5 protein-coding genes are annotated in these 22,902 nt (G+C 71.0%); 2 read left to right on the top strand and 3 right to left on the bottom strand.

Annotation, left to right across the window (positions count from 1 at the left end; all coding sequences use genetic code 11):
* Positions 1-209 precede the first annotated feature (209 nt).
* The 3 genes from D9V36_RS07835 to D9V36_RS07825 form a co-directional block, all read right to left on the bottom strand.
* Positions 210-1,394 carry an IS701 family transposase gene (locus D9V36_RS07835; protein ID WP_129293096.1) on the bottom strand — a complete coding sequence of 395 codons (1,185 nt, stop codon included), beginning with the start codon at positions 1,392-1,394 and terminating at the stop codon, positions 210-212.
* 98 nt (positions 1,395-1,492) lie between these two features.
* Positions 1,493-4,291, bottom strand: a complete 2,799-nt coding sequence (locus D9V36_RS07830) for a helix-turn-helix transcriptional regulator (protein ID WP_129293095.1) — start codon at positions 4,289-4,291, stop codon at positions 1,493-1,495.
* A gap of 266 nt (positions 4,292-4,557) precedes the next feature.
* Positions 4,558-4,824 carry a PqqD family protein gene (locus tag D9V36_RS07825; RefSeq protein WP_129293094.1) on the bottom strand — a complete coding sequence of 89 codons (267 nt, stop codon included), beginning with the start codon at positions 4,822-4,824 and terminating at the stop codon, positions 4,558-4,560.
* A gap of 375 nt (positions 4,825-5,199) precedes the next feature.
* Between D9V36_RS07825 and D9V36_RS07820 the strand changes: the two genes are divergently transcribed.
* Both D9V36_RS07820 and D9V36_RS41455 read left to right on the top strand, forming a co-directional pair.
* Positions 5,200-6,441, top strand: a complete 1,242-nt coding sequence (locus D9V36_RS07820) for a cytochrome P450 (protein ID WP_164992901.1) — start codon at positions 5,200-5,202, stop codon at positions 6,439-6,441.
* A gap of 67 nt (positions 6,442-6,508) precedes the next feature.
* A complete protein-coding gene (locus tag D9V36_RS41455) occupies positions 6,509-22,822 on the top strand; it encodes a type I polyketide synthase (protein ID WP_206739622.1) in 16,314 nt (5,437 codons plus the stop codon).
* Positions 22,823-22,902: the final 80 nt, after the last annotated feature.

Here is a 22,902-nt window from a genome sequence, read left to right as displayed (position 1 = left end):
CACCACCACACACCACCCGATCAAAACAACCTAACGAAGCACTACTAGTACTGCAACGGTGTTTGTGCTGATGGTTGGGCAGTTCTATGGGCTGTGTCCGCGTCGTGTGTAGTGACTGATGCGGGCTTGGTGTTGTCGTTTTCGGCGCCAGTGTGACCAGTGCAGGATGTGGTCGACGGGGGTGGGTTGGCGGTCGGTGAGGCGGGTGATCAGGCGTCTGATCTCGGCGAGGCTGAGGTGGATGAGCTGGGAGGATCCGTTTCTGCTTTCCCGGCATCGAGGTCCCGGGCTCGCAGGACGGTCAGGCAGGCGTGGGCAGCGATGGCCAGGGTGATGTGGCGGTGCCAGCCTGGGTAGCGGCGGACTTGGTAGTCGTCCAGGCCGCACTCCTGCTTCGCCGTCTGGAAGCATTCTTCGACGGCCCACCGGCTGCCGGCGATATGGATCAACTCGTCCAAGGTGGCACCGGAGGGGCAGTAGGCGATGTAGTAGGAGAGCTCTTCGGGCCGGCGGACACTGCGACGTGCGAGGACCCAGTGGCGGCGGCCCTCGCGGTGCCAGGGACGGACCTCGACACGCGCCCAGTCGAACACCCGCGGTCCGTGGGCGCCGCGTCCGCAGGAGCGGCGTTTCCACTTCTGCCGTGGCAGACCGGTGAACAGGTCCTGAACCGGATGGTCCAGGGCCCAGCGGGTGACCACGGTGTCGTGGCGGGTGGTGGCCATGACGTGGAAGACATCGGCCTGCTCCAGTTCGGAGCGCCAGCCCTTGCTGAAGCCGTAGGCGGCATCGGCGGTCACCCACCGGAACGGGATCTTGTCCGCGATCGCACGGCGGACCATCTTCTTGGCCATGACGACCTTGGTCTCGAAGCCGACCTCGTCGTCGATACCGGCCCGGCGGCATCTCTCGCGGTCGTCTGTCCAGGATGCGGGCAGATACAGCCTGCGGTCGATCAGTGTCCGGCCGCCGCCGGCTGCATAGGCGAGGAACACTCCGACCTGGCAGTTCTCTGTGCGTCCGGCAGTCCCGGAGTACTGACGCTGGACACCTGCCGAACGGGTCCCTTTCTTGAGGAAGCCGGTGTCGTCCACGATGAGCACGGCTTCGCGGTCGCCGAGGTTCTCGACGACGTAGTCGCGGACATCGTCGAGGACCTCATCGGCTTCCCACTCGATCCGGTTCAGCAGCCGATGGATACGGTCCGGAGCTGCATGACCGGCCTGTTCAGCCAGCGTCCAGCCGTTCTTCCGCTCCAGCGGAGCAATCAGCCCCCGCATATAGGCAAGCGCCGACTCCCGTGGCTCCGTCCTGGAAAACCGATGCACAAACCGCTCATGCACAGCGTCCAGTTCACCGGCCCACACCCTGACATCAGCAAGGTCCCCACCCATGCTCAGACCAACGACCGGCCTGCCCAACTGTCACGGCAAACACCGTTGCAGTACTAGGGGGAACCCGTACGGTTTCGCGCCGCTCAGGCGGACTGGAACTACGGGACCGGCAGCAGGGTGAGCAGGCCGCGCCGTCCGCTGACACCGAGCTTCCGATAGACGCGAGTCAGGTGCTGTTCGACGGTGCTCACCGTGATGAACAGCTGCTGGCTGATGTCGCGATTGCTGAAGCCGCGCGCCGCCAGCAGCGCGACCCGCCCTTCCGCGTCGCTGAGGACGGAGATCTCCATGCTCTCGGACGATCCCGGACCGGCTGCGTCCGAGGCCGGGGCTCCGGCTTGCGCGTGCGCGAGTGAATTCTGCTCGGGGAGAGCGGGCGCCTCAGGGCGGACGGTGGCGGACCGGCAGAGTTTGGCCTCCTGGGTGGCGCGCCAGGACGCCGCACGGGCCTCGTCCAGTTCACCGATGCTCCTCAGGACCACACTCAGATCAGCCAGGGAGTGCGCCAGCTCCATGCGATCGCCCGAGGCTTCGAGCAGGTTGACGGACTTGCGCAGCAACCCGGGCTGCTGTGGTGGTTCGGCCGTGGCGGCCAGCAGCCGCAGGGAGACACCCTGGGTGCGCAGGCTCGTGCCCCGGCCGTGATCGAGCTGCTGCTTGGCCAGGCCGCGGGCGATGACGGTGCGACCGAGCCGCAGGTTCGCCTCCGCAAGGCCATTGCGCCACGGGACGAGCTCGGGGGAGTCGAGGTCCCATTCCTGGGCGAGGCCGCCGCAGTTCCGGAAGTCCTTGGCCGCTGCCAGGATCCGTCCGGCGGACAGGTGGTGGCGGCCGCGCGCATACAGGAAGGTCAGGCTCCACACCGTGGGGGGCAAGGAGTCGCACGGCATCTGCCGCGCCGCTTCCTCGGCCGCGTCCGGGGCGTCGAGGGCGGTGTGCGCGGCGACGAGGGTGCCGAGTGGGTAGCCGCGCAGCGCCCCCCAACTCTGCGGTGCCAGCAGGTCCAGAGCGCTCAGGGCGTGGGCGACGGCAGCACGCGGTTCGCCGTGCCGCAGGGCGATGTCGGCGCGTACGGCGCCGAGCGCGGCCTGCCAGGTGAGCCCGCCGCGGCGCACGGCCTCCGCGTACAGCTTGTCGCTCCACTCGGCGGCCCGCTCCAGGCGGTTGCTGCGGATCAGCGTGAGCAGGGCGGCGAGGACGACCTCCAGGAGGGTCTCGCCCAGCCGGCAGCTCTTGAGGATGTGCTCGGCGTTGGCCGCGGCGTTCTTGGCGGTGCTTCCCGAAGCCCCGTCGCCCACCGCGTCGACGGCTCGGGTCCACGGGTCCTCGGTGTGTGGGCCGCGGGCGCACCACTTCTCGCGGTGGTCCTGCACGCTGGGCCGACGGGTGAAGGTGTCGCCGTAGAACCAGCGCTGTGCGAGCCGTAGTTCGGCCTCCGCGTAACTGTCGCGTTCGTCCTCGGAGGCCCGCTGGGTGTACGTGCGGTATGCGCCCCGCGCCGTGTCGAGGTCACCCTGCCAGAGGGCCTGCTTGAGGAGCGGCAGGGCGTCCCCCACGGCGAGGCCGTCGTGGGTCAGTGAGGTGCGGGCGGCGGCGTGGTGGCGGGCGGCGGCGGCCGGGTCGATGTGCCAGAGCGTGCGGGCCAGGGTGTGCCGCAGGGTGGCGCGGCCGGCCGGGTCGGAGCAGCTGTCCATGGCTAGTTCGAGGCAGCGGGTGGCGAGTTCCACGTTGTCGTAGGCCGTGGCGCGGGCAGCGGCTGCGCGCAGCACACTGGTCGCCCAGGAGCCCGCGGAGCCTGCGGCGATGAGGTGTTCGGCGACGGTGACGGGGGCGGCGCCCCGGTGCTGGAGCAACTCTGCCGCGGCGCGGTGGAGCCGGGCCCGCTCGGTGGCCGGGAGGGGGCTCAGGGCTGCGGCGCGGGCCGCGGGGTGGCGCAACCGCGAGCCGTCCACGAGCCCGGCTGCGGTCAGGGCGTTGAGCGCCCGGCCGACCCGGTCGGCGGGCAGCGACATCAGCTCCGCGACGAGCGGTGCCGAGGCGTGGTCGTCGAGTACGGCGATGCCCTGGGCGACGCCGAGCAGGTCGCCGTCCCAGCGGTAGAGACAGTTCAGCACGGCCTGGGTGAAGGCGGGACCGGCCTCGGCGCAGGAGGCTGAGGGGAGGGGGCGGCCGTTGCGCAGATCCGTCGTGAGGGCGTGTACGAGGAGGGGGTTGCCGCCCGCGAGCCAGTGGACGTGCGCCGCATGGTCCTTGGCCTGCTGCGGCGTGGTCCGCTCGGCGAGCCCTGCCGCGACGGCGGCGACGGGCAGTGCGGTGAGCTCGACGAGCTGGTACGGCTGCCGGGCGAGGTCGGCATGGAACCGCGACAGGGCGGGCAGTCCCCAGTTCCATTCGGTCAGCACGATCATCACGGGCGCGGCGGCCATGCGCTGACGCAGATGCAGGATCAGCCACAGGGAGAAGGCGTCGGCGAACTGGATATCGTCCACGCTGATGACCAGGGGGCACTGCTGGGCCAGTTCGAGGAGTTCTATGCAGAGTGTGTGCAGGACGCGTGCCTCGGCCTGCAGAGGGGCGGCGCCGGATCCGGTGCCGGCTTCGGCGAGTCCGGAGAGGAGGCGGGTGACGCGGGCGGCGGCCTCGGCGGGGACGTGACTGTTGCGGAAGAGCTGGTCGACGACCCCGCCGGAGAAGTCGCGTTCCGCGCGGGAGCCGGTCGCCATGAGGTGCAGTGCGCCGTTCTGCGTCGCGTGCTGCGCGAAGGCGTGCACAAGGTGAGTCTTGCCGCTCGCCAGCCCGCCGGTCACCAGGGCGAGTCGGCCGCCCCCGCCCTCGGTGCACGCGTCGAGTTGTCCGACGAGATCTTCCAGTGCGTCGCTGTACTCGCGCTCCACCATGCCCCCTTTTGTTCGGCTGCCGCTGTGGCGTGCGTGCGGCCGGCGTGACCACTGCTCACCACACGTCAAGGGTTGCTGGCGGCGCCACAGCGGGACCCCTAGCCGAACCGCCAGTAGCACCCCTAGCCGAACCGGCAGCGGAACCTGCAGTCCCGCTAGAGCGGAAAGGGAGCGCGGGTGGAGGGAGGTGGGCGCGGAGGTGGGTCCGGTACGGGAATTAGGGGGTGCTCGGGGGCGGAAGGGGCGGCTCCGGCGTGCCTCCCCCGTCAGTACGCCAGCCCCGCATCGCGGAGTTCGTCCACCCAGATGCCCAGGTCGGCACGGGTGTCCGTGGGTGCGGTGTCCCACTGGGAGGCGAGTGTGCGGGCTGCTGCGTCGATGTCGCCGTCGTGCTGGCGCAGGGCGATCCACATCGCAGTGCACACGGGAGCCCAGCGGTAGACGCCGGGGCGTACCGCCGAATCCGACCGCAACTCCAGGCAGCCGTCCGCACCGATGTTGACGCTCACGCCGGGCGCCGGTTGACTGCGCATGGTTGACCTCCCGTGTCGGACCTCGCAGCGAGCACCGTGCAATGAGTCGGCCGGACCAAGTGCCGGGCCGGACACTCACGGTAGAACCGACAGCGGCGGGGATCCATACCGTGGGGAAACGGCGGGCTGGCGCACCGCCTTGACCCCTAGACCCCTAACAGGGTCCGGGCGTGTTTGCCGGACGCTCCCCGGGGCAGGCCGTACCGGTCCGAAGAGCCGCTCCCGCCGGTCAGGTCCGTCAAATGCCGCCACCTCTGCATGTGCGGTTAGGGGATGGCTAAGGGTTGTGGTTAGGGGCTTCCCGCTGGTTAGGGTACGGCGGGTTTATCGACTATGGCCTCGACTTCGGGCAGGGGAGTGGTGATGGCAGGGGGTGTGGATCGGCGGGAGCATGCGCGCCGTGAGGTGTGGAACGCCTTTCTCGGCTCCGCGGCGCGGCAGGGCGACCCATATGCGCTTCTGTTGGGCGTGCCGGAGGATCCAGGCCCCCTCTATGTGCAGCTGAGGGAAAAGGGGCCGCTCTACCGAAGCGCCATCGGCACCTGGGTGACCGGTCGGCACTCGGTGGCCGGAAGGATATTGCGGGACCGGCGGTTCGGAGTTCGGCTCACCAATGGTGAAAAGGCCCCGGAGGCCATCGAGTTCGACAATTCCATGCTGGGTCAGGACCCGCCGAACCACACTCGGCTGCGGAAACTCGCGGCTCCCACGTTCAATCCACGTCGCATGGAGAAATGGCGGTCGAGGGTCGAGGAGTACGTCGACGAGCTCATCGACGGAATCCTGGTCAGGCGCGGCAAGTTCAACTTCATGACGGCCTTTGCCCAGCAGCTGCCGGTACGGGTCGTCGGTGAACTGCTGGGGATTCCCGAGCAGTACCGGCACAGCGCGTTCCGGTTGACGCGGCGCATGGCGCACCTCATGGACGGCGATGCGTCTGCCGAGGTCGCGGACGACGTGCTGCAGGCGATTGACGAGTCGGCCAGGATGTTCGACGAGATCGTCGCGCTGGTCCGGGAGAACCCGGGCGAGAACATGATCAGCGACCTGCTGCCCGCGCTCGACGACGACAGCATGTCGCTGGACGAACTGATCGCACTGTGCACGTTCCTGATCCTGGCCGGGGTCGAGACCACGGTGAACCTCATCGGCAACGCCACGGCGACTCTCCTCGGCCACCCCGAGCAGTGGGCGGCGTTCAAGGACGATGTGAGCCTGGCGCCTGGCGTCGTACAGGAGACGCTGCGGTACGAGACCCCGGTCCAGCAGTACCGGCGGATCGTCCAGGAAGACCTTGAGCTGGACGGTGTGTTCCTGCCCGCCGACACCGAACTGGCCATTTGCGCCGGTGCAGCCAACCGGGACCCCGAGGCATATCACGACCCCGATCGTTTCGACATCACCAGAAGCGTCACCCGCAAGGGAGAGCCGGAAGTTCTCTCCTTCTCCCTGGGAACGCATTTCTGTCTCGGTGCCACACTCGCCCGCATCGAGGCGGAAGTTGCCATGACCGGCGTGGCGAACCGACTTCCAGATCTCCGGCAGGTCGCACCCGTCCGCCGCCGGAATTCGTACATCGTGCGCGGCATGATGCAGTTCCCCGTCGCGGCAGCGTAGTCCGGGACTGCTGACCAGAGCCGCAGGCAAAACCCGCTGACAAGCCGTTGACAAGAGGTTGACGTACATGGCAGACAAAGAGACGTTGCGCGATTACGTCAAGCTGGTGACGGCCGACCTCAGGCAGACCCGCAAGAGGCTTCAGGACATCGAGGCCAGGGACGCCGAACCGATCGCGATCATCGGCATGAGCTGTCGCTATCCAGGGGGTGTGGAATCGCCCGAGGATCTGTGGCGGCTCGTCGCCGCCGGCGGCGAAGGGATATCCGCCTTTCCCGGCGACCGCGGCTGGGACCTGTCCCGCCTCTTCGACGATGACCCCGAGCACGCGGGCACCAGCTATGTGCGCGAGGGCGGATTCGTCTCCGGCGTCGGGGACTTCGACCCGGCCTTCTTCGGCATCTCGCCGCGCGAGGCCCTCGCCATGGACCCACAGCAGCGGCTGCTCCTGCAGACTTCCTGGGAGGCGTTCGAGCGTGCCGGGATCGACGCGACCACGCTGCGCGGCAGCCGCACGGGCGTCTTCGCCGGTACGAACGACCAAGGCTACCTGGCACTCCTCGACGGCTCCGCGCACGACAGCGAGGGCTATCTGCTGACCGGTGGCGCGACCGCCGTGGCCTCGGGCCGCATTGCGTACTCCTTCGGGCTCGAAGGCCCTGCCCTCACCGTCGACACCGCCTGCTCATCGTCGCTGGTGGCCATGCACCTGGCGGCGCGGGCGCTGCGCGCCGGCGAGTGCTCGCTGGCGCTGGCGGGCGGCGTGACGGTCATGTCGACGCCCGGCGTCTTCACCGAGTTCAGCCGCCAGCGTGGCCTCGCCGCCGACGGCCGCTGCAAGTCGTTCGCCGCCGCCGCCGACGGCACCGGATGGGCGGAGGGCGCCGGCATGCTCCTCCTGGAGCGTCTCTCCGACGCCCGCCGCAACGGCCATCGGGTGCTCGCGCTCGTCCGCGGCTCCGCCGTCAACTCCGACGGTGCCTCCAACGGCCTGACCGCCCCCAACGGCCCGTCGCAGCAGCGTGTCATCCTGGAGGCTCTGGAGAACGCCCGGCTGTCGACGTCCGATGTGGACGCGGTCGAGGCACACGGTACCGGCACCACTCTCGGTGACCCGATCGAGGCGCAGGCGCTGCTCGCCACCTACGGCCAGGACCGTGACGCGGACCGGCCGCTGCGGCTGGGCTCGCTGAAGTCCAACATCGGCCATACCCAGTCCGCCTCGGGCGTCGCCGGTGTGATCAAGATGGTGAAGGCGCTGGAGCACGGGGTGCTGCCCCGCACGTTGCACGTCGACGAGCCGACACCCGAGGTCGACTGGGCCCGCGGAGCGGTGGAGTTGCTCACCGAGGAGCGGGCCTGGCCGCGCACCGGGACGCCCCGGCGGGCTGGTGTGTCCTCGTTCGGCGTCAGCGGGACCAACGCGCACCTGATCATCGAGGAGGCTCCTGCGCAGGAGCTCCCGGCGACGGACGCACCGTCCGTGCCGCTGCCGTCCGTTGTGCCATACGTCGTCTCCGCCAGGTCGGCGGCGGGGTTGCGGGCACAGGCGGAGCGGTTGCGTGCCTTCGTGGTGGAGCGGGAGGAGCCTGCGGGTGCCGATCTCGCGCTGTCGCTGGCGACGACGCGGGCGGCGTTGGAGCACCGGGCTGTGGTGCTGGCCGGTGGCCGTGAGGAGTTGGTGGAGCGGCTGGGCGCGCTTGCTGAGGGCGGTAGTGGCTCGGGCGCTGTGGTCGGTGGGGTGGTGGGTCCGGGGAAGACGGCGTTTTTGTTCACGGGGCAGGGGGCGCAGCGGGCTGGGATGGGCCGTGGGTTGTATGCGGTGTTCCCGGTGTTTGCGGAAGCGTTGGATGCGGTGGCGGAGCGGCTGGATGCTCGGCTGGATCGGCCGATCCGTGAAGTTCTCTTCAGTGACGGGGAGTTGATCGACCAGACTGTTTACGCGCAGGCGGCGCTGTTCGCGCTGGAGGTTGCCCTTTTCCGGTTGTTGGAGTCGTGGGGGGTGCTTCCTGATTTCCTTCTTGGGCATTCGATCGGTGAGCTGGCTGCTGCGCATGTGGCGGGCGTGTTGTCGTTGGATGATGCGTGCGTGTTGGTGGCGGCGCGTGGCCGGTTGATGCAGGCGCTGCCGTCCGGTGGTGCGATGCTCGCGGTTGAGGCCGCGGAGGGCGAAGTGGCCGAGGCGCTCGCTGCGTACGAGAACTGCGTCGGCATCGCCGCCGTCAACGGGCCCACTTCTGTGGTGGTCTCCGGGGATGCGGATGCCGTTGCGGAGCTGGAATCCACCTGGCGTGAGCTGGGCCGCAGGGTCAAGCGGCTGACCGTCTCGCATGCCTTCCACTCGCCGCGCATGGAGACGATGCTCGCCGAATTCGCTTCGGTGGCATGCGAGGTGACATTCCATGCCCCGCAGCTGCCGATAGTTTCCAACGTCACCGGCGAGCCTGCCGACCCCGACGAAATCCGGACCCCGGGCTACTGGGTGAGGCAGGTCCGTGAGGCGGTGCGTTTCGCCGACGGAGTCCAGTATCTGCATGACCGGGGGGTGAGAACCCTTCTCGAACTGGGTCCCGACGGAGTGCTCACCGCCATGGCTCAGCAGTGCGTCGACACCATCGCCGTCCCTGTCCTGCGCGGCGACCGAGACGAGACCGAGGCGCTGTTCGGCGCGCTCGCGACCGCATTCACGCAGGGGGTCCGCGTCGACTGGGCAACCGTCTTCGCCCCGTACGGCGGACGGGCCGTGGAACTGCCCACCTACGCCTTTCTCCGTGAGCGATACTGGCCCCGGGGCACGATCAGGGCCGGTGACGTCAGTACCGCCGGCCTCGGCGTGATGGGACATCCGCTGCTCGGCGCCGGGGTTGCGCTCGCGGGTGGCGGGGGTTCCGTCTTCACCGGGCGGCTGTCCCGGACCACCCACCCGTGGCTGGCCGACCACACCGTGCACGGCCGGATCGTCGTCCCCGGCACCGCCTTCGTGGAACTGGCCGTGCGGGCGGGCGACCAGGCGGGCTGCGGACACCTCGACGAGCTGATCCTCGAGACACCGCTCGTCCTCCCGCCGGACCGGGCCGTCCAACTCCAGGTCACCGTCGACAGCTTGGACGAGCAGGGACGCCGTGCGTTCTCCGTCTACGGTCGCGTCGAGCACACCGGCTCCGACGACGGCTGGTCCGACCTCCCCTGGACGCGGCACGCCAGCGGCACTCTCGCCCCCGCCGTCCCGCAAGCCGCCCGGGACGCACGCTTCCAAGGCTTCTCCGTGTGGCCGCCGCCTGGCGCACTGGAGCAACGGCCCGAACAGCTCTATGCGTTCCTGGCCGAAGGCGGCCTGGAGTACGGGGAGGTCTTCTCCGGCGTCGATGCCGTATGGGTCGCCGGGCGCGACGTCTACGCCGAGGTGCGGCTGCCCGAGCAGGAGCAGGCACAGGCGGCGCGGTTCGGTATTCACCCGGCCCTGCTGGACGCTGCCCTGCAGGCGGGCGCGGCGGGCGCGGTGGGCGGGGCAGGCGGTGAGGCCGGGCTGCCGTTCTCCTGGTCGGGCGTCTCCCTGTGGGCCTCCGGGGCGTCCGCGCTGCGGGTCCGGATCTCCCCGTCCGACGTGGGCGGGATCTCGGTGCACGGCGTGGACGCAGACGGGTCGCCGGTCGTCTCCGTCGAGTGCATCACGGTGCGCCCCGTATCCGCCGGGCAGCTGGCGGGGGCGGCGGAGGCCGACGGGCTGTATCGCGTCGAGTGGGTCAGGCTGCCCGACCCCGGTGGTGAACTCCCGGTCATCGGGGTCCTGGGCGAGGACGTGCAGGGTGCCGCCGAGGGGCTGACCGCCGCCGGCATAGCGGTGCGTACCGCGCACCATCCGGCCGGACTGGCCGACGAGGTACCGGACGCGGTGGTGTTGACCGTCGCCGGAGCGGCCACCGCAGAGGTCCTGGCGGTCCTCCATGAGTGGTTCGCCGACGACCGGTTCGACGGTGTTCCGCTCGCCCTGGTGACCCGTGGTGCCGTCGACACCGGCGACGGTGCCACCGTCACCGACCTCGCCGCCACCGGAGTGTGGGGACTTGTCCGCTCCGCCCAGGCCGAGCACCCCGGTCGACTGCTCCTGATCGACATGGATCACACTCCCGCCTCCTGGGGAGCCCTGGCCAGGTCCCTCGCGTCCGGCGAAGGCCAACTGGCCGTCCGCGATGGCGCCCTGCTGGGCGCACGCCTGGTCAAGGGCGGCGGCGGTCTGCGCCTGCCGGACCCGGTCGGTGACCGTACGGCGTGGCGGCTCCAGGGCTCGGAGCGCGGCGCGCTGGAGGATCTGGCGCTGGTTCCGGTGGAGGTTCGCGCGCTCGCACCCGGCCAGGTGCGCATCGAAGTCCGCGCCACCGGCGTCAACTTCCGCGACGTCCTCATCGCCTTGGGCTCCTACCCCGACGCGAGCACCCTCATGGGTTCCGAGGGCGCGGGAGTGGTCCTGGAAGTGGCCGACGACGTCACGGACCTGAAGACGGGCGACCGAGTCTTTGGCCTGCTCAGCGGTGGGTTCGGGCCGGTCGCCACCATCGACCGGCGGCTGATCGCGCGCATGCCGGAGCAATGGACCTTCACCCAGGCCGCGTCCGTCCCGATGGTCTTCCTCACCGCCTACTACGGGCTGGTCGACCTCGGCGGACTCCGGCGCGGCGAGTCCGTGCTCGTGCATGCCGCCGCCGGTGGTGTCGGCATGGCCGCCGTCCAGATCGCCCAGCACCTGGGGGCCGATGTCTACGCCACCGCAAGTACCCCCAAGTGGGGGGTCGTGGAAGGCATGGGCGTCCCGCGCGAGCACATCGCCTCCTCCCGCGATCTGGCCTTCGAGGACACCTTCCGGCAAGCGCTGGACGGGCGCGGCATCGATGTCGTCCTCAACGCCCTGGCCGGCGACTACATCGACGCCTCCGCTCGGCTCCTGGGCACCGGCGGTCGGTTCGTGGAGATGGGCAAGGCGGACCTGCGGGACGCCGACTCGTTCGCCTCGTCCGACACGTTCGCCGAGCAGATCACCTACCGGGCGTTCGACCTCTTCGACGCGGGACCGGACCGCCTCCAGCACATGCTCACCCGCCTTGTCCGGCTCTTCGAGCAGGGCGAGCTGCACCTCCTGCCCGTCCGCGCCTGGGACCTGCGCGAAGCCGTCTCCGCATTCCGCCTCATGGGCCGCGGCGGGCACATCGGCAAGAACGTCCTGACCCTCCCGCGCCCGATCGGCACCGACGGCACCGTCCTGATCACCGGCGGCACGGGTGCGCTCGGCGGCCTCGTCGCCCGCCACCTGGTCGCGGAACACGGCGTAGGCCACCTCGTGCTGACCAGCCGTCGGGGCATCGACGCGCCGGGAGCCCCAGAACTCCTCGCCGAACTAAAGGAGATGGGAGCCGAGGTCACCGTGGCCGCCTGCGACGTCGCCGACCGGGCGGCACTGGCCGCCGTACTTGGCATGGTCTCCGCCGACCACCCCCTCACCGGCGTCGTCCACACCGCCGGCGTCCTCGACGACGGCGTCATCGAGTCGATGACGGCTGACCGTCTCCAGGGCGTCTTCGCGCCCAAGGCCGATGCCGCACTGCACCTGCACGAGCTCACCGCGCACCTCGACCTCTCCCTGTTCGTGCTGTATTCCTCGGTCGCCGGCGTCCTCGGCTCGCCGGGCCAGTCCAACTACGCTGCCGCCAACGCCCTGCTCGACGGTCTCGCCGCGCAGCGCCGCGCCCACGGTCTCGCCGCCCACGCGCTGGCCTGGGGCCCTTGGGCGTGGGGCACTTCGGGCGGCATGCTCGCCGAGCTCAGCGACTCGGACCGCGACCGCATGCAGCGCACCGGGCTACGGCCCCTGACCGCCGAACACGGGCTCGCGCTCCTCGACCAGGCACTCCGCGCACCCGCGCCCGCCCCCGTCACGGTCGACCTGGACATCAAGGCCCTCACTGGCCTCTCCGACGTACTGCCCCCACTGCTGAGATCCCTCGTCCGCCCGGCACGGCGCGCCGCGGGCACGGCCCGTACCGAAGGGGCCGCAGGGCTCGTACAGCGGCTGTCCTCCCTCGGCGAGGCCAAAGGGGCGCGCTTCCTGCTCACCCTCGTACGGACCGAAGCCGCCGCCGTCCTCGGCTTCGACGGCCCCGACGCCATCGAGGCCCACCGCGCCTTCGCCGAACTCGGCTTCGACTCCCTCACCGCGGTCGAGCTCCGCAACCGCCTCAACGCCACCACCGGCACCCGCCTGCCTCCGACCCTCGTCTTCGACCACCCCACCCCCATCGCCCTCGCGGACCACCTCCACCGGGAACTCCTCGGGCGGCGGGACGAGGTCGCCGCGCACGCCCCCAGCGTGTCGCGCGAGGAGGACGACCCGATCGCGATCATCGGCATGGGCTGCCGGTTCCCCGGTGACGTCGGCACACCCGACGAGCTCTGGCGGCTCGTCCTGGACGGCGTCGACGCGATCTCCGATTTCCCGGCGGATCGAGGCTGGGACGTCTCCGGCATGTACGCGGACGCCACGTCCGAAGGGCGGCAAACCTACGAAGGCGGCTTCCTGTACGACGCCCCGCAGTTCGACCCCGCGTTCTTCTCGATCAGCCCGCGCGAGGCCGCGGCCATGGACCCGCAGCAGAGGCTCCTCCTGGAGACCTCGTGGGAGGCCTTCGAACGTGCCGGGCTCGACCCGCACGCGCTGCGCGGCAGCCAGACCGGCGTCTTCGTCGGCGCGGCGACGTCCGGCTACGGAGTCGGCCGGTACGACATTCCGGAGGGCGGCCGCGGCCACCTCCTGACCGGCGCCTCCACGAGCGTCCTGTCCGGGCGCATCGGTTATGTCTTCGGCTTCGAGGGCCCGGCCATCACCGTCGACACCGCCTGCTCGTCGTCGCTGGTCTCCCTGCACCTGGCGGTCCGCGCCCTGGAACAGGGCGACTGCTCCATGGCCCTGGCCGGCGGCGTCACCGTGATGCCGAACCCCGGCATGTTCATCGACAGCAGCCAGGCAGGCGCCCTGTCCGGCGACGGCCGCAGCAAGGCGTTCTCCGCAGGCGCCGACGGCACCGGCTGGGGCGAGGGCGCCGGCATGCTCCTCCTGGAGCGGCTGTCCGACGCGCGCCGCAACGGGCACCGGGTGCTCGCGGTCGTGCGCGGTACGGCGATTAACCAGGACGGCGCGTCGAACGGCCTCACCGCGCCCAGCGGCCGAGCCCAGCAGCGGGTGATCCGGCAAGCGCTGGCCTCCGCGCAACTGGTCCCCGCCGACGTGGACGTCTTGGAGGCGCACGGCACCGGCACCGAACTGGGTGACCCCATCGAGGCCCAGGCGCTTATCGCGACGTACGGGCAGGACCGGCCGGAGGTTCGGCCGCTGTGGCTCGGCTCGCTCAAGTCGAACATCGGACACACTCAGTCCGCCGCCGGTGTCGCCGGTGTCATCAAGATGGTCATGGCGCTTCGCGAGGGTGTCCTGCCGAAGACGCTGCATGTGGACGAGCCGACGCCCCACGTCGACTGGTCGGCGGGCGCGGTGGAACTGCTGACCGAGGCCCGGCCGTGGCCGGAGGTGGGCCGTCCGCGCCGCGCAGGCGTCTCCGCGTTCGGCATGAGCGGCACGAATGCGCACGTCATCCTGGAGCAGGCGCCGGTGGAGGGCTCCGGCGCGGTGCCGGCCGTGGGTGGTGTCGTGCCGGTGGTGCTGTCCGCACGCAGTGGTGAGGCTCTGCGTGAGCAGGCTGCGCGGTTGCGGGAGCACCTGGAGGCGAATCCAGGGGCGCGGCCTGTTGATGTGGCGTATTCGCTGGCCGTAGGCCGCTCGTTGTTCGAGCGGCGCGCGGTGGTGGTCGGCCGCGAGCGTGGGGAGCTTCTTGACGCTCTGGGTGCGCTGGCTGCTGGTGAGCCCGTTGCGAGGGTTGTGGAGGGTGGTGTGAGGGAGGGGAAGACGGTGTTCGTCTTCCCTGGCCAGGGTTCGCAGTGGGTGGGTATGGCCCGTGAGTTGTTGGAGTCTTCGCCGGTGTTCGCGGCGCAGGCGGAGGCGTGTGCCGTCGAGCTGTCCCCTTATGTGGACTGGTCGCTCATGGCGGTGCTGCGTGGTGAGGAGGGGGCTGCGCCGCTGGAGCGGGTTGATGTGGTGCAGCCTGCGTTGTTCGCGGTGATGGTGTCGCTGGCTGCTGTGTGGCGTTCGGCCGGTGTCGAGCCGGATGCCGTCATCGGTCATTCGCAGGGTGAGATTGCTGCTGCGTATGTGGCGGGTGCGTTGTCGCTGGCTGATGCTGTGAAGGTGGTGGCCTTGCGGAGCCGGGCTATTACGGCGTTGGCGGGGTTGGGTGGCATGGTGTCCGTGGCGTTGCCTGCTGGTGAGGTGGGTGTGCTGCTGGAGCCGTATGGTGAGCGGATCTCTGTCGCTGCCGTCAACGGACCGCGCTCCACTGTGGTTGCGGGTGAGTCGGCGGCTCTGGAGGAGTTCCTGAGCGTTGCGAAGAGCGAGGGGATTCGTGCCAAGCAGATTCCTGTCGATTACGCCTCCCATTCGCGTCAGGTGGCTTTGGTCGAGGACGAGCTAGCCGCGGTTCTTGCTGGGCTTCGGCCTCGTGCTGCGTGTGTTCCGTTGTTGTCGACGGTCACGGGTGAGTGGCTGGACACGGCGGTGATGGATGGTTCGTACTGGTACCGCAACCTTGCGCAGACCGTGCATTTCGAGCCTGCTGTGCGTCGTCTGGTGGAGGACGGTTTCCGCTTCTTCGTGGAGGTCAGTGCTCATCCGGTGCTGACGCAGTCGGTCGAGGATGTCGACGCCGACGATGTGGTCGCGCTGGGTACTTTGCGTCGTGATGAGGGTGGCTGGGAGCGGTTCCTGCTGTCCGCGGTCGAGGGCCACGCCCACGGCCTGCCCCTCGATGTCGCGTCCCTCCTCGAGGGACAGGACGCCACCTTCACCGACCTGCCGACCTACCCCTTCCAGCGCCAGCGCTACTGGCTGGAGCCCGCCGACGCACCGCGTGCCGCGGACCGGCGCGCGCAGTCGCCCACGGACGGCTGGCGGTACGACGTGAACTGGCGACCGGTCAGCGGCCCTGCTCGTCCCCAACTCCACAGCACGTGGCTGCTCTTGACCGGAATCGAGGGGTGCGGAACGGCCGAGCGGTGCGCCGCCCGACTGACGGAAGCGGGCGCCGACGTCGTTACGTACACCGTGGCAGGGGATGACCTCGACGATTCCGCCGCGCTGGCCGCACGACTGCGCGCCGTTCCCGAGCTCGCCGGCGTGCTGTCCCTGCTGGCCCTGGACGAAGCTCCGCACCCGGCACGGCCCGAGATCTCCGCCGGCCTGGCGGGAACCCTCACCCTGGTACGTGCGCTGTCCGACGCCGAGGTGCGGGCACCGCTGTGGCTGCTGACCACGGGGGCCGTCTCGGTCGGCAGCACCGAACCGCTGCGTCGTCCCGGCCAGGCGGCGGTGTGGGGTCTCGGCCTGGTCGCCGGGCTCGAACTCCCGCAGCAGTGGGGCGGGTTGATCGACCTCCCGTCGCACCTGGGCGAGGGCGACGACCGTACCGAAGGACGGATCTGGGGCGGTCTGGCGGCCGCGCTGGCCGGGTTCCGCTCCGAGGACCAGCTCGCGGTCCGCGCCTCCGGCCTGTTCGCCCGCCGACTGGTGCGCGCCGCGCCGCCCGAGCCCGCGGCCGACGGGTGGAGTCCGCGCGGTACGGTCCTGGTCACCGGCGGTACGGGTGCCCTCGGCGGGCACGTGTCGCGTTGGTTGGCCGGCCGGGGCGCGAGCCGCCTCGTACTGACCAGCCGCCGGGGCGCCGACGCCCCGGGTGCCGCCGACCTCGCGGCCGAACTGACGGCACTCGGCACCGAAGTCGTCCTGGAGGCGTGCGACATATCCGATCGCGAGGCCGTGGCCGGGCTCGTCGCCCGGCACCGCTTCGACGCTGTCTTCCACCTCGCCGGAACAGCCCAGTCCACCGCCCTGACCGGCATCGACCTGGACGAACTGGCGGACGTCACGGCCGCCAAGGCGGCCGGTGCCGAGCACCTCGACGAGTTTCTGGCCGGCACTGAGCTGGACGCCTTCGTCCTGTTCTCGTCCGGCGCGGGCGTCTGGGGCGGGGCGGGGCAGGCCGCGTACGCGGCGGGCAACGCCCGCCTGGACGCGCTCGCCCGGCACCGTCGCGACCGGGGCCTGAAGGCCACCGCGCTCGCTTGGGGCGGCTGGGCCGACGGCGGCATGACGGACGCCGCCGCGACCGAGAGCCTGGCGCGGCGCGGGGTGCGCCCGATGGACCCGCGCGCGGCGATCGCCGCACTGGAACTGGCCCTCGAGGCCGACGACACCTTCGTCGTCGTCGCGGACATCGACTGGGAGCGGTTCGCCCCCGGCTTCACCGCCGCCCGCCCGCGCCCGCTGATCGAGGACCTCCCCGAGGTGCACGCCGCGCTCGGCGGTCCGGAGGCGACCGGGACGGACGGCGCGACCTCCGCACTGGCTCAGCAGGTCAGGGGCCTCCCGGAGGCCGAACGCGCCCCGCACCTCCTGGAACTGGTGCGCACGCAGGCGGCGGTCGCCCTCGGATACGAGGGCCCGGCGGCGATCGAACCCGACCGGGCCTTCCGGGACCTCGGCTTCGACTCCGTGACCGCCGTGGCCCTGCGCAACCGGCTGCGCGAGGCGACCGGGCTGAAGCTGCCCACGACGATGGTCTTCGACCACCCGAGCGCCCTCGCCCTCACCGACCACCTCCTCGGCGAACTCCTGGGCCGCGCCGAGACGGCCACCACCGCCGCCAAGGCCGCCGACCTCAGCGACGAACCCATCGCCATCGTCGGCATGAGCTGCCGTTACCCCGGCGGCGTCGACTCCCCGGACGGCCTGTGGCGGCTGGTCACCGACGAGGCCGACGCGATCGGCGCGTTCCCCGAGGACCGGGGCTGGGACCTCGAGGGGCTCTTCCACCCCGATGCAGACCACCCCGGAACCTCGTACGTCCGCGAAGGCGGATTCGTCCACGACATCGGTGAGTTCGACGCCGAATTCTTCGGGATCTCGCCCCGCGAGGCGCTCTCGATGGACCCGCAGCAGCGGCTGCTCCTCGAATCGTCCTGGGAGGCCGTCGAGCGGGCGGGCGTCGACCCGCGCACCCTCAAGGGCTCCCGCTCCGGGGTGTTCGTCGGTACGTCCTTCGTCGGGTACGGAGTCGGCGGCAAGCCGGGCGGCGAAACGGAAGGCTTCTTCCTGTTCGGTTCCGGAACCGCCGCCGTGTCGGGCCGGGTCGCGTACACGCTCGGCCTGGAGGGCCCGGCGGTCACGGTCGACACCGCCTGCTCGTCGTCGCTGGTCTCGATCCATCTCGCCTGCCAGGCGCTGCGCCAGAACGAGTGCGACCTCGCCCTGGCGGGCGGCGTGGCGGCGCTGGTGTCACCGGTGTCGTTCACGGAGTTCAGCCGCCAGCGCGGGATGGCCGGCGACGGCCGCTGCAAGCCGTTCGCGGCCGGCGCGGACGGCATCGGCTGGGCCGAGGGCGTCGGCATGCTCGCCCTGGAGCGGCTGTCCGACGCGCGCCGCAACGGGCACCGGGTGCTCGCGGTCGTGCGGGGTACGGCGATCAACCAGGACGGCGCCTCGAACGGTCTCACCGCGCCCAGTGGTCCCTCGCAGCAGCGGGTGATCCGGCAGGCGCTCGTCAACTCCGGCCTGGAACCGGCCGACGTCGACGCCGTCGAGGCACACGGCACCGGCACCACGCTGGGCGACCCGATCGAGGCGCAGGCCATCCTGGCGACGTACGGCCAGAACCGGCCCGCCGAACGGCCCCTGTGGCTGGGCTCCATCAAGTCGAACATCGGACACTCCCAGTCCGCCGCCGGTGTTGCCGGTGTCATCAAGATGGTCACGGCGCTTCGCGCGGGTGTCCTGCCGAAGACGCTGCATGTGGACGAGCCGACGCCGCACGTCGACTGGTCGGCGGGCGCGGTGGAGCTCCTGACGGAGGCCCGGCCGTGGCCGGAGGTGGACCGGCCGCTGCGCGCGGGGGTGTCCGCGTTCGGCGGTACGGGCACGAATGCGCACGTCATTCTGGAGCAGGCGCCGGCGGAGGGGCTTGTGCAGGCCTCCGGTGCGGCGGACAGCGACGAGCTGGTGCCGGTGGTGGTGTCGGGACGTACGGATCAGGCGTTGCGTGCGCAGGCGGCGCGGCTGCGGGAGCACCTGGAGGTGCGCCCGGAGGTGGGTCCGGCCGATGTGTCGTATTCGCTGGCGGTGGGCCGGTCGTTGTTCGAGCGGCGTGCGGTGGTGGTCGGACGGGGCCGGGCCGATCTGATGAGGGGCCTGGAGGCGGTCGCGGCCGGGCGGCCGTTCCCCGGGGTGGTCGAGGGTGGTGTGCGGGAGGGGAAGACGGTGTTCGTCTTCCCGGGGCAGGGCTCGCAGTGGGTTGGTATGGCTCGTGGGCTTCTGGAGTCGTCGCCGGTGTTTGCGGCGGAGGTGGAGGCGTGTGCGCGGGAGTTGGCCGTGCATGTGGACTGGTCGCTGTTGGCGGTGTTGCGTGGTGAGGAGGGTGCTGCGTCGCTGGAGCGGGTTGATGTGGTGCAGCCTGCGTTGTTCGCGGTGATGGTGTCGTTGGCTGCGGTGTGGCGTTCGGTGGGTGTCGAGCCGGATGCTGTGGTGGGTCATTCGCAGGGTGAGATTGCTGCTGCCTATGTGGCGGGGGTGCTGTCGCTGGCTGATGCTGTGAAGGTGGTGGCTCTGCGGAGCCGGGCTATTACGGCGTTGGCGGGGTTGGGTGGCATGGTGTCGGTGGCGTTGCCCGCGCGTGAGGTGGGTGCGCTGCTGGAGCCCTTTGGCGAGCGGATCTCTGTCGCTGCTGTGAACGGACCGCGTTCCATGGTCGTGGCCGGCGAATCGGCGGCGTTGGACGAGTTCCTGGCCGCATGCGAAGCGGACGATGTCAGAGTTCGACGGATTCCTGTTGATTACGCTTCGCACTCGCGTCAGGTCGCTCTGATCGAAAAAGACCTGGCCGCCCTCCTCGACGGGCTCGAGCCTCGCGCCGCATCCGTGCCGTTGCTGTCCACGGTGACCGGTGAATGGTTGGACACCACGGTGATGGACGGTTCGTACTGGTACCGGAACCTTGCCCAGACCGTTCATTTCGAGCCTGCTGTTCGCCGTCTGGTGGACGACGGTTTCCGCTTCTTCGTCGAAACCAGCGCGCACCCGGTCCTGACCCAGTCCGTTGAGGAGCTGGACGTCCCGGACGTGGTCGCGCTCGGCACCCTGCGTCGCGACGAGGGCGGTCTGGACCGCTTCCTCCTCTCGGCGGCCGAGGGACACGCCCACGGCCTGCCGCTCGACGTCGCATCCTTCCTCGAGGGACAGGACGCCGCCTTCACTGACCTGCCCACCTACCCCTTCCAGCGCCGGCGCTACTGGCTGGAGTTGGAGCAGGGTGGCGCGGGCGATGTGTCGGCTGCCGGACTGGGGGCCCTCGGGCACCCGTTGCTCGGGGCCGCCGTACCGCTCGCCCACGGAGAGGGCACGGTGCTCACCGGACGGCTGTCCGTGCGCACCCAGCCCTGGCTGGCCGACCACGCGGTACTCGGCACGATCCTGCTGCCCGGCACGGCCTTCGTGGAACTCGCCCTCGCGGCGGGCGACGAGGTCGGGCACCGCCAGGCCGAGGAACTGACCCTGGAACAGCCCCTGGTGCTGACCGAGCGGGACAGCGTCCAGCTGCAGGTCGTGGTCGGCCCGCAGGACGAGTCCGGGCGCTGCCCGGTGAACATCTACTCGCGACCGGAACAGCCGGAGCCGGACGACACGCTTGGCGGCGGTACCGGCGGTGCACCCTGGACCCGGCACGCCACCGGCACCCTGGCGCCCGTCGGGAAGCCCGAGGAGACGCCGGGCGCGCAGTGGCCGCCCGCGGGGGCCGAAGCCGTCGAGATCGACGGCTTCTACGGGGCCGTCGCGGACCTCGGGTACGGATACGGGCCTGCGTTCCAAGGGCTTCGGGCCGCCTGGCGGCACGACGGCGCGGTGTACGCCGAGGTGGACCTGCCGCAGGCGCTGCACGGGGAGGCCGCCGGATTCGGTGTGCACCCGGCGCTGCTGGATGCCGCCCTGCACGGAATGGGCCTGTTGCACACGCCCGGAGAGCCGTCCGAGGAGACTGACGCGGCGGCCGGAAAGGCGGGTGAGCGGCCTGTGGAGCTGCCGTTCTCCTTCCAGGGTGTCCACCTGCACCGCTCGGGTGCGACCACGGTGCGCGTACGGATCGCCGAGGCCGACGGCGCGATCCGGGTCACGATCACGGACGACATCGGGCAACCGGTCATGGAGGTGCGGTCTCTCGTCCGGCGTCCTGTGGTGACGGAACTCGCGGGCCTTCGCCGCGGCTCGGGCGGAGACTCACTGTTCCGCGTCGACTGGGGCACCGCCTTCGATCTGCCCGCCGCCGCGGCACCCTGCCGCCCGGCGCTGCTCGGTGCGGACGCGTGGGGGCTGGCCACGATGCTGGCGGCGGACGACGGGGAACCGGTGCCCGTCCACGCCACGCTCGCCGAGTGCACGCAGGTTCCCGACGTGGTGGTCGCGCAATGCTTCGGGGGAGCCGGGGGAGCCGGGGGAGCCGGGGGAGCGGTCGACGACGACGCGCTCGTACCGTCGGCAGAGGAGGCCGTGCACCGGGCCCTCGAGCTGATCCAGGGCTGGCTTGCCGACGAGCGATTCGCCTCCGCCCGGTTGGTGGTGGTGACCCGCCACGCGGTGGCCGTCACCGGCGACGAGGCGATCGACCTGGCGACCGCACCGGTGTGGGGCCTGCTGCGCTCGGCGCAGTCGGAGCACCCCGGGCTGCTGCTGCTGGACGTCGACGACGACGTACGGTCCCTGGCGGCCGTCGCGGACGCCATCGAGGCCGGGACCGGGGCGGCGGGAGAGACGGGGGACGGGACCGGAGAGCCGCAGCTCGCCCTGCGGGCCGGCCGGGCCCACGCCCCTCGCCTCACCCGGGTGCCACTGCCGGACTCCGGCCGGCGCAAGGACACCGTCCTGGGCGGCGACGGCACCGTTCTGATCACCGGCGCGACCGGCACCCTGGGCGCCGAGCTCGCCAAGCACCTGGTGACCGCACACGGCGTGAGGCACCTGCTGCTGACCAGCCGGAGCGGCCCGGCCGCACCCGGTGCTCCCGAACTCGTGGCGGAGCTGGTCGAACTGGGTGCCGAAGCGACTGTGGTGGCCTGCGACGCGGCCGACCGCGACGCCCTGGCGCACACCCTCGGGCAGATACCCGACGCGCATCCGCTGCGCGCGGTCGTGCACACCGCCGCCGTCCTCGACGACGGCGTCCTCGCCGCTATGACCCCCGCGCGCCTCGACGCCGTACTCGCCCCCAAGCTGCGCGGCGCCTGGAACCTGCACCTGTTGACCGAGGGCATGGAGCTGGACGCGTTCGTCCTGTTCTCCTCGGCGGCGGGCGTGCTCGGCGGAGCGGGGCAGAGCAACTACGCGGCGGCCAACGTCTTCCTCGACGCGCTCGCCCAGCACCGCGCCGCGCACGGCCTGCCCGGGGCCTCGCTGGCCTGGGGGCCCTGGGCGCAGCGCACCGGCCTGACCGGCGAACTGACCGAGGCCGACGTCCGCAGGCTGATGCGCTCCGGCATGACACCGCTGCCCACGGCGGACGGCATGGCACTGTTCGACGCCGCCTGCGCCACAGGCGAGCCGGCCGTCGTGCCGATGGCGTTCAACCCGGCCGCGCTGCGGGGCCGTTCGGCCGACGTGCCGCCGCTGCTGCGGGGGCTGGTTCCGCCCGCGCCGCGCACCGGGCGCACCTCGCCGGCCGGCACCGACTCGGTGTCCGCCCTGCACGCGCAGCTGGCCCGGGGCACCGAAGCGGACCGCAGGCGCATCCTGCTCAACCTGGTGCGCGGGCAGGTGGCCACGGTCCTCGGCTACGCCTCCGCAGGCGCCGTCGACAGCGAGCGCGGCTTCCTGGAACTCGGCCTGGACTCCCTCACCGCCGTCGAACTGCGCAACCGGCTCGCTGGTGCCACGGGGCTGCGGCTGCCCGCCACTCTTATCTTCGACCACCCCACGGCCAGTGCCCTCGCGGAGCGCCTGCGGACCGCACTGGAACCGCAGGAGCAGACGGCTTCGGCGACGGCCCTGGCCGAACTGTCCAGGCTGGAAGCCGTGTTGCGGGACGTCGGTGCCGCAGACGCCGGGCGCGAGGAGATCACCGTACGACTGCGGGCCCTGCTCTCCGGCTGGAAGTCGGCGGTGGAGCCGCCGGCGGAACAGGACGGCCTCGAGGCGGCGACGGCGGAAGAGATGTTCCAGATGCTGGACGAGGAGTTCACGCGGCCCTGACCGCGAACCTCCCCCTGCAACCGCCCGGCCGGCTCCCATCCCGGTTCATGAAGGTCACGTGGTCCTACCACACCCGAAAG

The organism is Streptomyces lydicus (assembly GCF_004125265.1).
Classification (GTDB): domain Bacteria; phylum Actinomycetota; class Actinomycetes; order Streptomycetales; family Streptomycetaceae; genus Streptomyces; species Streptomyces lydicus_C.
The sequence above is the reverse complement of the archived record's forward strand: the minus strand, read 5'-3'. Positions and strand labels throughout refer to the sequence as shown.